The organism is Shewanella sp. ULN5 (genome assembly GCF_030731885.1).
Lineage (GTDB): Bacteria > Pseudomonadota > Gammaproteobacteria > Enterobacterales > Shewanellaceae > Shewanella > Shewanella holmiensis.
Genome location: NZ_JAPJEE010000008.1, coordinates 18,137 through 34,060, shown reverse-complemented (window position 1 = coordinate 34,060; position 15,924 = coordinate 18,137). Strand labels below are relative to the sequence as shown.

10 protein-coding genes are annotated in these 15,924 nt (G+C 38.7%); 6 read left to right on the top strand and 4 right to left on the bottom strand.

Annotated features, from left to right (window positions below):
- The first annotated feature begins 110 nt into the window (after positions 1-110).
- The 3 genes from cysZ to ORI98_RS09475 all read left to right on the top strand — a co-directional run bounded on the left by cysZ (position 111) and on the right by ORI98_RS09475 (position 6,332).
- On the top strand, positions 111-884 hold the full coding sequence (cysZ, locus tag ORI98_RS09485) for a sulfate transporter CysZ (RefSeq protein WP_306135071.1): 774 nt from the start codon (positions 111-113) through the stop codon (positions 882-884).
- Between the two features lie 308 nt (positions 885-1,192).
- Positions 1,193-3,529: a carbohydrate binding family 9 domain-containing protein gene (locus tag ORI98_RS09480; RefSeq protein ID WP_261296898.1), complete on the top strand. Its 2,337-nt coding sequence runs from the start codon at positions 1,193-1,195 to the stop codon at positions 3,527-3,529.
- A 349-nt stretch (positions 3,530-3,878) separates the two neighbouring features.
- Positions 3,879-6,332, top strand: coding sequence for an EAL domain-containing protein (locus ORI98_RS09475; RefSeq protein ID WP_306135070.1), 2,454 nt, complete (start codon positions 3,879-3,881; stop codon positions 6,330-6,332).
- A 14-nt stretch (positions 6,333-6,346) separates the two neighbouring features.
- Here ORI98_RS09475 and ORI98_RS09470 read toward each other — a convergent pair whose 3' ends face one another.
- Both ORI98_RS09470 and ORI98_RS09465 read right to left on the bottom strand, forming a co-directional pair.
- Positions 6,347-7,579 carry a response regulator gene (locus ORI98_RS09470; RefSeq protein WP_306135069.1) on the bottom strand — a complete coding sequence of 411 codons (1,233 nt, stop codon included), beginning with the start codon at positions 7,577-7,579 and terminating at the stop codon, positions 6,347-6,349.
- 16 nt (positions 7,580-7,595) lie between these two features.
- On the bottom strand, positions 7,596-8,717 hold the full coding sequence (locus tag ORI98_RS09465; RefSeq protein WP_261296901.1) for a beta-ketoacyl-ACP synthase III: 1,122 nt from the start codon (positions 8,715-8,717) through the stop codon (positions 7,596-7,598).
- 378 nt (positions 8,718-9,095) lie between these two features.
- On the opposite strand from ORI98_RS09465, the gene cysK reads away from it, so the two are divergent.
- Entirely contained in the window at positions 9,096-10,061 is a 966-nt protein-coding gene (cysK, locus tag ORI98_RS09460) for a cysteine synthase A (RefSeq protein ID WP_261296902.1), read from the top strand.
- A 638-nt stretch (positions 10,062-10,699) separates the two neighbouring features.
- On the opposite strand, the gene focA is transcribed toward cysK, so the two are convergent.
- The gene (focA, locus tag ORI98_RS09455) at positions 10,700-11,623 is read right to left on the bottom strand and encodes a formate transporter FocA (RefSeq protein WP_306135068.1); all 924 of its coding nucleotides are present in this window, start codon (positions 11,621-11,623) and stop codon (positions 10,700-10,702) included.
- A 614-nt stretch (positions 11,624-12,237) separates the two neighbouring features.
- Between focA and pflB the strand changes: the two genes are divergently transcribed.
- Positions 12,238-14,520, top strand: coding sequence for a formate C-acetyltransferase (gene pflB, locus ORI98_RS09450; protein WP_306135067.1), 2,283 nt, complete (start codon positions 12,238-12,240; stop codon positions 14,518-14,520).
- Between the two features lie 87 nt (positions 14,521-14,607).
- Positions 14,608-15,345, top strand: a complete 738-nt coding sequence (gene pflA / locus ORI98_RS09445; RefSeq protein WP_306135066.1) for a pyruvate formate lyase 1-activating protein — start codon at positions 14,608-14,610, stop codon at positions 15,343-15,345.
- A 40-nt stretch (positions 15,346-15,385) separates the two neighbouring features.
- Here pflA and yfbV read toward each other — a convergent pair whose 3' ends face one another.
- Positions 15,386-15,829, bottom strand: a complete 444-nt coding sequence (gene yfbV / locus ORI98_RS09440; protein ID WP_306135065.1) for a terminus macrodomain insulation protein YfbV — start codon at positions 15,827-15,829, stop codon at positions 15,386-15,388.
- Positions 15,830-15,924: the final 95 nt, after the last annotated feature.

The window sequence follows — 15,924 nt, the reverse complement described above, 5'->3', positions numbered from 1 at the left end:
TTTTGTAACGATTATTCGCACTTAGATACAGTTTATTGCTTGTTTTCTACTAGTTGCAACGTCAAACTCAACATTATTAAGTGACATTCGAATCATAAAGGAGCCTCTCAATGGCTGTGAATATCCCTTCTATACGTAAAAGTGGCGTAAACTACTTTTTGGAAGGCTTTCAACTTATTAAGCAACCAGGGTTGCGTGCCTTCGTTTTTATTCCATTAATGATAAACCTGATTTTGTTCGCTGGGGTGATGTATTTTGCCGTGAGTAAATTAGATGAATTGTTTACCTGGATGAATGGCGAAATACCTGAATATCTGACCTGGTTAAATTTCTTTCTATGGCCGCTGGCAGTATTAACCATGCTAGTTGTCATGTCGTTTATTTTTAGTTCTGTTATGAACTGGCTTGCAGCGCCTTTTAATGGATTGCTAGCCGAAAAGGTGGAACAACATTTAACAGGTAAAAACCTCAACACAGGTGGCACGGTCGATTTAATTAAAGATCTGCCCCGCATTCTTGGCCGTGAATGGATAAAACTTAAATATTATTTACCACGTGCACTGATATTTTTGATTCTATTTTGGGTGCCTGTTATTGGTCAAACTGCCGCGCCTATTCTATGGTTTTCATTCACAGCCTGGATGATGGCTATTCAATATTGCGATTATCCATTTGATAATCATAAAGTGCCCTTCGATGACATGAAGTTTGCCCTTAGAAATACCAAAGGAACCAGTTTCAGTTTTGGAGCCTCTGTCACATTATTCTCAATGATTCCTATCGTGAATTTTATCGTCATGCCCGTAGCAATTTGTGGAGCGACCGCCATGTGGGTAGACCGCTACCGAGAAGCGTATAAAAATACCCGTATCGTTGCGGACTAGTCGATATGACATAGCGCGCCAAACAATGGAGCTTAATAGGCGCGTTATGCATTGCCTGTGTATTGGAATAGAAAGTGTGTATCGAAATAAAAAGTGTATTGGAATAGAATGTGTGGAAAATTGCTGTGCTATTGCACGTAATGTCATTCACAGGTTCGAACGACCATGAACTTATCATTCGCTCTCTCATTATCATTCATCACACCAACCAGTAACATTTTGATAATCTTTTTATTGCATTAAAGTTCGGAATTAATGCATTTGTTTGCGACAATGCACAAAACAACAATAAAGATCCGAATATCAACGTGAACAAATATTCTAAAACCCTTTTATTCATCGCCAGCATATCGACTTTTAATATTTTTGCAGGTAGCAGCGAACAGTTTCAAGTAACCATTCCTACCCTTAGCAGTGAAATAGAAATTGATGGTGAATTTTCTGAGCCGCAATGGCAACACGCCAGTGAAGTAGAACTTAAATTTGAAACCTCACCGGGAGAAAATATTGCCGCGCCCGTTCGCACAACTGCAAAAGTGTTTGCTAGCGAAACCAGTTTATTTATCGCTTTCACCGCATATGACCCGCAACCTAAAAATATTCGTGCCAATCTTCGAGATCGCGATAATTCGTGGGGTGATGACATGGTGGGTATTAAATTAGATACCTTCAACAATGCCCGCTTAGCCTATCAATTTTTTATTAACCCCTATGGCGTACAAAGTGATTCAATTGAAAATGAGCTCACTGGTTTGGAAAGCGATGCCTGGGATGGTATTTGGTACAGTAAAGGTAAAATAACTGCAACAGGTTATCAGGTAGAGGTGCAATTGCCACTGCGTCTGTTTAACTTTGACGATTCACATACAGTGCAAAACTGGGGGATTGAATTTATTCGATTTTACCCGCGCAATCAAAGTCGTCGATTTTCAACACACAAAATAGATCGCAATGTATCCTGTCAGTTATGTCAATTGGGGGTAATGCAAGGGCTTGAAGGTGCTAAACAGGGTAAAGACATTCAAATTACGCCATCATTTGTAGCCAACCAAAGTAATCAACGTCCATTATCTCCAAAAGGCCCATGGGAAGATGAAACTAACACAGAAGTCGGCCTAGACTTACGCTGGGGAATGACTCCTACTACCCTATTGAATGCCACCATTAATCCAGATTTTTCTCAAGTTGAGTCTGATGCGGGACAACTAGATGTTAACAATACTTTTGCGTTGTTTTTCCCAGAAAAACGGGCATTTTTCTTAGATAACAAAGATTACTTTGATAGCCAAATGGAGTTACTACACACTCGAAATATTAGCTCTCCTGATTATGGCGTTAAGATCACCAGTAAAACAGATGATCATACCGTGGGAGTTTTAGCCACAAATGATATTCAAACTCAGTTTCTTGTGCCGGGCAATCTAAGCTCAGACATCGCGACACTCGCTCAAGAAAGTCACAACGTGGCAGCAAGATATCGCTTCGATCCAAGCAAACAGTTTTCTATTGGTGCTGTGATGACATTAAAAAAAGCGGATGACTATCATAACTATGTGTATAGCACCGACTTAAAGTATCAGCCGTCACAGCAAGATACCTTTACCGCCCAATATGCTTATTCCGATACCCAATACCCGAATGATTTATTCAATCAATTTTGTAACGGAGATGATTGCGCTATTGCGCCGATAGAATGCGACCTTTCCTCATGTGATTATAATGAACGCGTGCTTCGTACCAATAAGTCTGACGCTTTTAGCGATAACATGTTCAAATTTACCTACAAACATGATCGCCGAAACTGGTTTGCCAGTAGCCAATATGAATCAATTGGCGATGACTTTAGGGCCGACTTAGGTTTTATTGAAAAAATTGATGCGGCGAAATTTGTCGCCGGTGGTGGCTATCGTTGGTACCCAACAGATCAGTTTTTTAGCAAAATCACCGTTGCGGGTGATTGGGATATTACCCATACCCAACAAGATGAAAAGCTTGAACAAGAAACTGAGATCTACATTGAATTAGAAGGTGGATATCAAAGTTATATTGCTTCAGGTATTGCTCAAAGAGAGCGTGTAGGCAGGCGTCATAATCCATCCAACATCAATATTCAAAATAATACCCAAATGTTTGACGAAACCATGGGCTGGTTTTATACCAACTTTGTGCCGATGAAAGCCCTTAGGCTAGAACTTGATGTCAATTACGGTGACAACATCGATTTTGTGAATGACCGCTTAGGCACCTTAACCATGTTAAATCCGGGCATTGAATGGAAAGTTACTGAGTCTATTGTATTAAACCTTTCTCATCGTTATCAGACACTTGACGTGGATGATGGCCGACTATTTACCGCAAATTTAAGTGATTTAAGACTTAATTGGCAGATAACCTTAAATAGTTTTATCCGTCTTTCCAGTGTGTATACCGACATTGAGCGCGACCCTAGCCTATATATCTACCAGCAACCGAAAGCTAAATATCAAGATCTCGGTAATGAGATACTTTATGGTTACAAGCTAAATCCACAAAGTGTGTTTTATCTAGGTTATTCTGATGCATTTAAAGCCAATGATGATATTGACAATTTGACTCAAAATGAAAAAACTTACTTTATGAAAGTCAGCTATGCATGGTTACTATAAGGCATATTCATTGATGGTTAACTGAGCCAAACGCGGCATACCTATAAAGTAATAATTATCAAAATAAACCCACTTTTTTAACAAAAAAGTGGGTTTATTTTTAGCGTTGTACACTTAATGTTCTACACTGAGGGGGAAGATCAATTTGATTTATAACTTTTGTAAATTAAGGATGTTTAAGCAGTTAAGGGATTTTGCTTGTTGTCAGGGATGATTAAAAATTAAATGCTACCCATTATAGACTCGGCGTTTTATCCATCCTCTCGATACAGACTAAATTCCCTCTGTCGGTGTAACACTTGCCTGTTTTAACACAGTAATGGTATCTACAAGTATGCAAGGGAAAATCATGACTGAATTTACAGAGCCTCTTTTAAATAAATCTTTCGATTGGGTTTGGGATATTGAAAAAAAACGTTTTTTCTGTGACCCCTTCATCAATATCATTCTAGGTACACACAAAAGTGAAGGTATTCAATTTAAACAGTTGGTTGAATTACTGGACACCAACCAAGCCAACTTTTTAAAAATAAACATAGAAAAAGCGATAAACACCAAACAACCTGTCCATTGCCATTTGGTTTTTAATATTGCAAAAATGAAGGTTTTGGCCGAAATCATTATTGAACAGGGCGATCTAAAAAAAGTAAATGGCGAAATTTTCTTTAAATTAATCCTGCCAAATCAAGAAGAAGAAATCAAAATCATTAAAGAGCTATTTTTCAAAGCTCGAAGTTTATTGATTGTTTGCGGCGCTCAAAATCGAATTCTTATTGTTAACTCACTGCTGAAACCTTGTTTAGGCTTTGAAGAATACGAAGTACTGGGGCAAAATTTGTTTTCGTTTTTACCAACAAGTTCATCTGATCTGCAAGAGCATTTATTTGATTGTGAAAATAATGGGTCGTGGACAGGTGAAATGCTGATTAACAACAAACAACAACAGCAACTCCCTTTTAAGGCACAAATTTTCTATTATCCAAACCAAGATTCACATAAATCACTTTTTATTTATCAGCTCAAAAAACTCGACTTTACACTCTCAGAAATGACCCAGTTTACCCATGCAAAAATGTATTGGGATTGGTATAACAAAATTGATTTTTTTGCCAAAATAGATCAGGTAAAAAAGCAAATAACAGATCAAGAGAGTTTGGTTGTTTTCGTTATTAACACTTTATCAAGCTCAACAGTAAATTCAGTGTTTTCACGCTGGTTAATAGGCCAGTCAATACCTAAATTGAAGATGTTTAAAAGCATTATAAAACTAGGGATACTAAATGATGATCAAATTTGCGGTCTATTTGTTTCATCAAAGATAGTTAAAGATATTCAAAAAGATTTAACTAATATTTTCAGTCTCTTATTAAAAAATGATCAACAAAGTGAGCATACACAAGTTCAATGCCATATAGGTGTATCAATTTATCATGTCGATGCTGAAGATAATACCAAACTACTTTCTCATGCCGTCCAGGCGCTAGCCTCAATAAATACCGATGCAATTGAATTCAAAACCCATAAAATTAAGTACTTTGATAAACGGGTCAATCAAATTAATAGTAGAAAAGCAAAACTTGAAGTGGCTCTTCTTGAGTGCTTAGAGTTAGATAATATCAATGTTGTATATCAACCCATAATCAATGTACGCACTTTTAAAATAGAAAAAGTCGAAGCTTTAGCCCGCTTTACATTACACTGTTCTTTCGAATACAGCACTCAAGAAGTTATCGAAATTGCTGAAGAAATTGATTTAATTCATGATATTGATCAGAAAATATCTTCTATAGCTATTGCTGAATTACCGGTGTTATCCGCTGTGCTAAAAAACGAAAATTTAGGTTTATCGATTAATCGTTCTATGGTCTATAGTCCAAAAAACCGCTCAACTTTAGATGAGACACTCGAGCTGATTAATCAATGTAACATTGAAGCTAGCCGAATCACCATTGAATTAACCGAGTCCGCTATATTTACCGATAATCCACAAATTTTAAAAGCCATTCACCGCATCAATGAAAATAATATTGTGTTAGCCATTGATGATTTTGGTTCAGGATATACCTCTTTTGGCAGTTTAACTAAACTACCGGCTGGTTTAATTAAAATCGATAAAGAGATCACCACAGGTATTGTTAAAGATAAACAAAGGCAGTTGATGATTAAAATGTTTGCCCAATTTATTCATGCAATGCAGGGGAAAATTATCGTTGAGGGTGTCGAGACCAAAGAAGAATTTGCAATACTGCTTGAGTTACAAGTTGACTATATTCAAGGCTATTTTTTTAGTAAGCCATTATCATTAGCTGACCATCAACACACCGTAGCCAATATCGCTAAAACGGTTGAAAAATTTCAACTTAACGCGTTGATATCCACGAAGACTCACATATCCTCAATAATGGACTTGCTAATGCCAACGCTTTTACACGTCAAACCTGACGATAGAATTGAAGATTTTGTGACTATGCTTGAGGAAGTAGACAGGATTGCAGTATTAAAAGGCAAGAAATGCATTGGGTTTATTACTCAAAATGAGATTAACGCTGCAATAAGCCCTTATGTAAATACAGATGCTGAAACGGTTCATGACAGGCTAACGTTAAGTAAACGGGCACATCAAATAATGTTACCCGTTGAACACACTTGTCATTCCGATTTTTCCATTGATTCATTAATAGCACACTTTTGCTTTTTCCCAAGATCCACCATGGTAGTCACTGGAAAAACTGGCATCTATTTAGGTTCAATATCTATAGAACAAGCCAAAGTAGTGATGTGTAATATGCTAAAACAACACTGATACAAATAGTATTATTAGCAGGTAGAAACAACCCTGTTTCTACCTGCACCCTTGGCTAAATATAAATATTCATCAGCACGGTGCAGAACACTGTCAATGGTTTCACTGCGAAGTGTCGCCACACCACAACTGAACGTCATTGTGATTGGCCCAATAGAGGTATCAATAACTTTATTCGCGCATTGCTGTCTAAATTTATCCATCAGGGTATGGGTTTTCTCAGCATCTAACCCTTTAAATGCCACAACAAACTCTTCTCCGCCAAATCTTGCTACGGTAAAATGTTGCCCAAATGCCATTTCTAAACGCTTAGCAAACTCAATAAGTACTTGATCACCAACATCATGGCCATGGGTGTCATTCACTTTTTTGAAAAAGTCGATATCAATAAGTGCCACAGAAAACACATTGTTATCTTGTTGTTCATTTTGATGTTTTTTGAAAAAATATCGTCTAGTAAATGCCTGAGTGAGGTAATCGCGATTAGCGGTTTCCCAGAGACTGCGGATCATGTCAAGTGAGTCTAGAGTATTGAGCACCCGACAGTGGAACTCTTCATGCACAAAGGGCTTTTGTAAAAAATCATTGGCACCATTTTTAATAAAGCGCGCTGATAGACTTTCATCGTTGTCATTCGACAAACCAATAATGGCGAGGTTCTCACGGCTAAATTGCTCTCTTACCCGTAAAATCAGTTCAAAACCATCAACATTGGGCATATTATAATCGGTGATTAATAATTGAATATCCGGCTGTTCTTTCAATACCGTTAATGCTTGAGCGCCATCATTGGCTTCAATAACCTTAAACAAATGTTGTTCAAGTAAAACTCGCACAAACTTTCGACTTACAACTGAGTCATCGGCCACCAACACTTTAACTTGCTGATTTCGCTTTAGACGAGAAATCAGTTTAACCACATATTGATAGCTGTATCGATTCTCTTTAAGCACATAATCCGCGATGCCTAATTTGAGGAGTTCTTTACGTTGCTGAGAATCTAGATTGCCCGTTAACACAATACATGTTGTGTGATATGAATTAAGCACTAAACGGACAATTTCACCATTTGGAGCATCGGGTAAATTTAAATCGGCCACCACCACAAAATATTGATTAACATCGAGTAACGTTATCGCAGTTGCCAAATCAGGAGCAATATCCACATCACAATCAAGCTCTTGTGCAATTAAATGCTTAAGAACTTTAGATACCGCGTCACTGTCTTCAACTATCAATATTCTCAATTTAATCACCTACAATTTAACATTTCTCTAGTACGATACTGCCAATAGAATAACCAGCACCAAAAGAACACAGTAGCCCTAAATCACCAGTTTCAAAATCATCGCTGTATTTATTAAATGCAATAACTGACCCAGCTGAAGCCGTATTGGCAAATTCATCCAGTACAATGGGTGCTGTCTGTGGCTCAACATCATCACCTAATAACTTCTTAACTACAAACATATTCATATTAATATTTGCTTGATGCAACCATAGGCGTTTAAATTCTTCAGGCTTTATCTGCTCATCGGCAAATTGATTATCTAAATGCTGATAAATCATTGGCAGTAACTCTTTAAACACTTTACGGCCTTGCTGATGAAACAGTTTATCGGCAGTTGCACTGTTTTCTGGATCACAACGGTTAACAAAACCAAAATTACTGCGGATATTGTTTGAGTAATCAGTCATGCAGCTGGTAGATAAAATATTAAAGGCATGTTCTGTTTGGGCTAGATCCTGCCTTTCAACAACAACTGCAGTGGCCACATCACCGAAAATAAAGTGACTATCTCTGTCTTTGAAGTTGCTTTGAGGTGAAGTCAATTCAGGATTAATGACTAGCACTCGATTGGCAGTGCCACCTTTAATTGCATTCATTGCACTGACGATCGCGAATGTCGCCGATGAACATGCTACTAACATATCGTAAGCAAAGCCTTTAGTGCCTAACGCTTGTTGAATTTCAATAGCAATTGCAGGGTAAGCACGTTGCGTATAGGCACAGGCTACAATGATTAAGTCAATGTCTTCAGCATTGACTTGGGCTTGTGCCAGTGCATCTTTTGCCGCAGCGATGCCCATAGAGGCTTGTAACGATAACTCTTCTGAAGGTTGATCCGAAATTAATGGCATCATAATGTTAGGGTCTAATATGCCCTCTTTTACCATGACATATCGGCTTTTAATCCCAGACGCTTTCTCAATAAATTCACTGGTCGAATACACTAAAGCAGCCTTTTCACCTGAGTCGATTAATGCCGCATGCTGTTGATTATATAAATCAACGAAGCTGTTATAGCTTTCGACTAACTCTTGATTAGAAACAGAATAAGGAGGAACAAAAAGACCACTGCCAGAAATAACCACTTTTATCATGATATTTACCATTGTTAATGTGTTTGAGCTAAATGTTGAACTATCAGCCGTTAATCAGCTATCTTTGCACCTTAAATGAGATGAAATACAAGATATAAAAAAAGCAAACGGTATCGAAAAAACCTTAATTTAGCCAATTAAGGATATTTTAGTATTAACTCGATAATACTCTTACAAATAAATGCTAAATAGCCGAAAGGTCAGACCATACCCTAAAGCAAATGACACGACCTGTTTGTAAAACAACCAAAGAATAGCAATTTAGAATAAAAGCAACACCTTTTATAACCAAAAGGAATATAGAATAACAAATATTCACTTCTAAATTCCCAATGGATGTTTATGATTAGATAATGCAAAAATAGGAGCAAACAATCCATGAGCAAAATTTTCGAAGATAATTCTTATACTTTAGGTAATACCCCACTTGTTCGTTTAAATCGTGTAAGTAACGGTAACGTGTTAGCTAAAATTGAAGCTCGTAACCCTAGCTTCAGTGTTAAGTGTCGTATTGGCGCTAACATGATTTGGGATGCGGAAAAGAAAGGCACATTAACAAAAGACGTAGAGTTAGTAGAACCAACATCGGGTAACACTGGTATTGCGCTTGCTTATGTTGCAGCGGCTCGTGGTTATAAGTTAACCCTAACAATGCCGAACACGATGAGCCTTGAGCGTCGTAAACTACTAAAAGCATTGGGTGCAAATTTAGTGCTAACCGATGGTGCTAAAGGTATGAAAGGCGCGATTGATAAGGCCGAAGAAATTCGTCAATCAGATCCGTCAAAATACTTAGTACTTGGCCAATTTAGTAATCCTGCTAACCCAGAGATCCATGAAAAAACAACCGGTCCTGAAATTTGGAATGACACTGATGGTCAAGTTGATGTTTTTGTTGCAGGTGTTGGTACAGGTGGCACGATTACAGGTACTAGCCGCTTCCTAAAGGCACAGGGTAAAGAAGTTATTTCTGTTGCTGTTGAGCCAGTTGACTCACCTGTTATTGCTCAAGCCAAGGCTGGTCAACCAATTCAACCTGGTCCACATAAAATTCAAGGTATCGGTGCTGGTTTTATTCCAGGAAACCTAGATCTTTCATTAGTAGACCGCGTTGAAGCGGTAAGCAATGAAGATGCGATTGAAATGTCACGTCGCTTAATGAAAGAAGAAGGTATCTTAGTGGGTATCTCTTCTGGTGCTGCGGTAGTAGCGGCCAACCGTATTGCAGCGCTACCTGAGTTTGCCGGCAAAACTATTGTGGTAGTTTTACCATCAGCAGCTGAGCGATACTTATCATCAGTGTTATTTGCTGGTGAATTTGGTGAAAGTGAAAACGTACAATAATAGTGTGGTTGCTATAATAAGTAGCTCGTTATAGCCAACAATTATTCAAATGGCCCGACTTATGTCGGGCTTTTTATTTGGGTCATTTGTATTGGCTTATTTTCATTTCACCATGTTCTGATATTCGCAAATGCTGGATTCAACTCAAAGTTAATGCCGTTAGTTAAACGATACTTGTAGTTATCCCCTCTAGCAAAGACGTTGTTTAATGATATAGCGTTATCTAACATCACTCATCGCCATAAACACGAACTAGCTCAAAACACATCTTTTACAAAACAGATAAAATTAAGTAAACGTAACATCCCTTCAATGAGTTTATTTATTACATGCCTTTTTATCAGTCCCCTAAAAAAATATCCGCATTTGACGCTAAATTTGAAGCGCAAAAAATTGCTTTTGCCCCTGTCAGCTTTCAGGTTGCTCTGCTTTAGGTTTACCCTCGTCTAAATCAGTACAAATGACTCAAAGGGTAATAAAATGGCATAACCGTAAAAAGACTTGGCTGTATTTTTTAAATGAAAAAAAGTTAAACAAACATAATATTCTTCTCACAAAAAAGAAGGCTAGCTGAACCTGAATGGTATTTGCTAGCCTGTTATTGTATTAGACTCGATATGAGGGCAATAACTAAACCACTAATCGGCTTCTGTTTTTACCGTAGGTTTTATGATGCTAGTTGTGTTAAACGTTGAAAAACTGCCGTTTTCAACCAGCCAGTAACCTAAACCTATTACAACGGCCCCGCCAATAATATTGCCTAATGTCACCGGAATTAAGTTATTAAAAATAGCGTTAGTTAAGTTAACATCGCTAAATTGGTCTCGACTGATCTCTAACGCCATAAAAAAGCTGTCTGGGGCAAAGTTTTGTACCGCAATACCAAAAGGCAACATAAATAGGTTGGCAATACAGTGCTCAAAACCTGCAGCGACAAACATGGCAACAGGTAATATTACTAGAAAGCATTTAGTTAATAAGTCTTTAGTGGCAAATGTCATCCAAATGCCTAAACACACCAACACATTACATAAAATACCTAATACAAATGCTTGCAACCAAGTGTGATGTAACTTGTGCTGCGCTATATTTAACGCCGTTAATCCCCATTGCCCATCAGCCAATTCAAATAATCGCCCAAGCATAATAAGCAATACCATCAGCAGTGCGCCAACCATGTTACCTACATAAACGCGTACCCAGCATTGTAGTTGTTGCTTCATGGTGATTCGCTTGTTCACCCAGGTCACACTGGTTAACACTGTGCTGGTGAATAACTCACCACCTGCAGCAATGACCAACATTAAGCCTAGACTAAAAGCAATGCCACCAATAAAACGCGTCATCCCCCAACCTGCATCACTTCCGGTGGTAACAGAGATATAAAATACAAAAGCAATGGCGATAAACATCCCTGAAAATATTGCCAAAGTAAACGATTGCCATGATGCTTTTTGGACTTTTTTCATGCCATAGTCGTCAGCGATCGACAGTGATGTTTCGGCTTTCATGGCGACTTGTTGATTGGCCGCTAAAGGGGATTGGCTATTTTCAGTTTTCATTAATCACTCTCGATGACAACATTATTCACTCGCACAACGGAACTACCATCAATAAGCCATACATACTTATTTTTACCGAATTTTAATATCAAAAAACCACAGGGTAATTTGGTAAGACCAATTTAAAATTAACTTTTTGATAACAAACAATGTACGATAAAACGGCTTAAATGAACTTCATGGCAGAGATAAGTGCACATTCAATAAGCAAGAGGTTAATTAATTCCTGCTAAGGGCGCGAATTATAGTGTCAAAACTGTTAGCTGGCTAACAGTTTTGAGCAAATCCTTTATAAAATTTCGGTCAATTAATGGCAATGTCAAAATGCTGTGATATCATACAAGGGTAAATTGGTCTTACCAATATTGAATAGGGCTTTTTTGTAAATATCCTTTTAACGTCTATGTCGATAAATAATAATCCAGTGCAAGCATGTTTGATGGATTTGACGTTATAAAGAAGACAAGATTAATCAGGTTGTCTTGTAATCAATTGCACCAATAACCTGAAAAGAATTTTACAGCCTGTTAGCTAAGCTAGTGTGACTGATGTTAAAGCCGCAGTAATGCCAAGCAGACTGACATACCGATCCATTAAGTTTAAAGGTAATAAACATGACTGATCTAACAACGGTATTTGCAAATGCGTGGAATAACTTTGTCGCTGGTGACTGGAAAACTGAAGTCAATGTGCGCGATTTTATTCAAAAGAACTACACACCTTACACGGGTGATGAATCATTTCTAGCAGATGCTACCGACGCCACTTTATCTCTTTGGGATAAAGTGATGGAAGGCATCAAACAGGAAAACACCACCCACGCCCCTATCGACTTCGATACCAAAATGGTATCAACCATCACGTCCCACGATGCAGGCTATATCAATCAGTCGCTTGAAACCATTGTTGGCTTACAAACTGATGCTCCACTTAAACGTGCCATGCTACCGAATGGCGGCATTCGTATGGTGGAAGGTTCATGCAAAGCTTACGACCGTGAATTAGACAGCGACATTAACTACATCTATTCAGAGTTACGTAAAACCCATAACCAGGGTGTATTTGATGTTTATACTCCTGAGATTATGGCGTGTCGTAAATCAGGCGTCTTAACTGGCTTACCTGATGCTTATGGCCGTGGCCGCATTATTGGTGATTACCGTCGTATTGCTTTATACGGTATCGATTATTTAATGCAAGACAAGCTTGCCCAGTTCACATCATTGCAAGCGCAGATGGAAGCGGGTGAAGATCTTAATAACGTTATCCAACTTCGTGAAGAGATTGCAGAGCAGCATCGTGCACTTGCTCAAATGAAAGTGATGGCGGCTAAATATGGCTGTGATATTTCAAAACCAGCCACCTCAGCTAAAGAAGCCATTCAATGGACTTATTTTGGTTATCTTGCTGCAGTAAAAAGTCAAAATGGCGCAGCAATGTCATTAGGCCGTACATCAACGTTCTTAGATATCTATATTGAACGTGATATCAATAATGGTGTGATTACTGAGCAACAAGCACAAGAAATGGTTGACCATTTTGTGATGAAGTTACGTATGGTTCGTTTCTTACGTACTCCTGAATACGATGAACTATTCTCTGGCGACCCAATTTGGGCAACAGAATCTATTGCTGGTATGGGTGTTGATGGTCGTACGCTTGTAACTAAATCAAGCTTCCGCTTCTTGCATACGCTATACAACATGGGCCCAAGCCCTGAGCCAAACATTACTGTGCTTTGGTCAACTCAATTACCACAAGGCTTTAAAAGTTACTGTGCCAAAGTATCAATTGATACCAGCTCGATTCAGTACGAAAATGACGACTTAATGCGTCCAGATTTCCAATCTGACGATTATGCTATTGCCTGTTGTGTTAGCCCTATGATTGTAGGTAAACACATGCAGTTTTTCGGCGCTCGCGCTAACTTAGCGAAAACCATGTTATACGCAATCAATGGTGGCGTTGACGAAAAACTGAAAACACAAATTGCACCCAAAACGGCAGCAATCACAGATTCAGTGCTTGATTTTGATGATGTTATGTCACGTTTAGATTCGCAAATGGATTGGTTAGCTACCCAATATGTCACTGCGTTAAACACCATTCATTTCATGCATGACAAGTATTCTTACGAAGCGGCATTAATGGCGTTACATGACCGTGATGTTCGCCGTACTATGGCTTGCGGCATTGCCGGTTTATCGATTGCTGCGGATTCACTTTCAGCCATTAAATATGCCAAAGTCACGCCGATTCGCGACGAAAATGGTATCGCTGTCGATTTTGAAATTGAAGGCGACTATCCAAAGTTTGGTAATAATGATGCACGCGTTGATGATATTGCCTGTGATTTAGTTGAGCGTTTTATGGCTAAAATTCGCGACAGAAAAATGTATCGCAATGCCATTCCAACACAGTCTATTTTAACCATTACCTCTAACGTAGTTTACGGTAAGAAAACCGGTAACACACCAGATGGTCGTCGTACTGGTGCACCATTTGCTCCTGGCGCTAACCCAATGCACGGTCGAGATGAAAATGGCGCAATAGCTTCATTAACCTCTGTAGGTAAATTACCATTTGAACATGCACAAGATGGTATTTCGTATACTTTCTCTATTGTGCCAAATGCATTAGGTAAAGAAGACACTGCACGCCGCAATAACCTTGCTGCATTGATGGATGGATACTTCACCCACAATGATCGTCAAGAAGGTGGCCAACACTTAAACGTGAACGTAATGAACCGTGAAATGCTTGAGGACGCCATCGTTAATCCAGACAAGTATCCACAATTAACGATTCGCGTATCGGGTTACGCAGTCCGCTTTAATGCGCTTACCCCTGAACAGCAACAAGATGTTATCACCAGAACCTTCACTAAAGGTTTATAAACTCTGCTAAAATTAGCTGTATCGAATATTCGATACAGCTTTTTTCTTTGCTCAATTTATAGATATTCATCATTTAAAGGGTTTGTTATGACAATGGGTCGTATTCACTCAATTGAATCTTTTGGCACTGTAGATGGTCCCGGCATTCGTTATATTGCCTTTATGCAAGGCTGTTTAATGCGGTGTCAATATTGTCATAATCGCGACACGTGGGATTTAGAAGGTGGTAAAGAGGTCTCAGTTGATGAGTTAATGTCGCAAATCATGACCTATCGCCCATTTTTAGAATCCAGTGGCGGGGGTGTTACTGCTAGTGGTGGTGAAGCTATCTTACAAGCTGAATTTGTTGCGGCGCTTTTTAAAGCCTGTAAACAACACGACATCCACACTTGTTTAGACACTAACGGCTTTGTGAGAAAGTACGAGCCTATTATTGATGAGTTGCTTGATAATACCGATCTTGTACTACTAGACATCAAACAAATGGACGATCCAACCCACATAACGCTTACTAAAGTCAGTAACCAACGTACGTTACAGTTTGCGCAATACTTAGCAGAGCGTAACAAAAAAACTTGGATACGTTATGTCGTCGTCAATGGCTTTACTGATGATGTGGCATCGGCCATCAAATTAGCAGAGTTTATTAAACCAATGTCAAACGTAGAAAAAGTTGAATTATTACCGTATCACCAACTTGGTGAACATAAATGGCAGGTTTTTGGCGAAACATCTCCTTTAGCAAACGTGTCGCCACCCAGTAAAGAAACCATGTTATCCATTCAACAAGTCTTTACTGAACGTGGCATAGCTGCCTATTTTTAACTACCCTTGAATACATTAGCCTTTAGGTTTCGCTATGTTGTTATAGCTCGTCCCAATAATGTTGATCTAAGCGTTTAAAGGCAATATTAAGCAGTACAGCCAAATCTAAGTAACACGCTTTGGCACCTAAAGGTTGGCAAGTAACCCCCATTTGATTGAGTTTTTGACTCAACTGGTTACTCCAATCAAATAAGGTTAAGGGTAATGGATGACGAGCACGCCACCCTAACCATAATAGTCCCTGAATGGGCAAGCTGATGATAAGTAAGGTCATCGCTAAGGTTTGAGGCAAATGTGCCCAACCTAATACATAAATTTGGCTAAATGCGACAAACAGCGCAATAACTGGCATTGCCCAAAAGGCAGTTTGGGTCGCTTTTACCACTCGGTATTCAGGAAAATAAAAGCCTAACTGGCGCACCATAGGCCAAGTTGACATGTATTTTTTACCGTCGCGAATTAGCGTGACAACATTGAGTACCAATGAGAATTACCTAACATGGTGGAACATGCTTAAACAATAGCATATTGAGTAAGTTTGTCCCAAATAAACAGCCAAAATGATATTGGCTAACACGA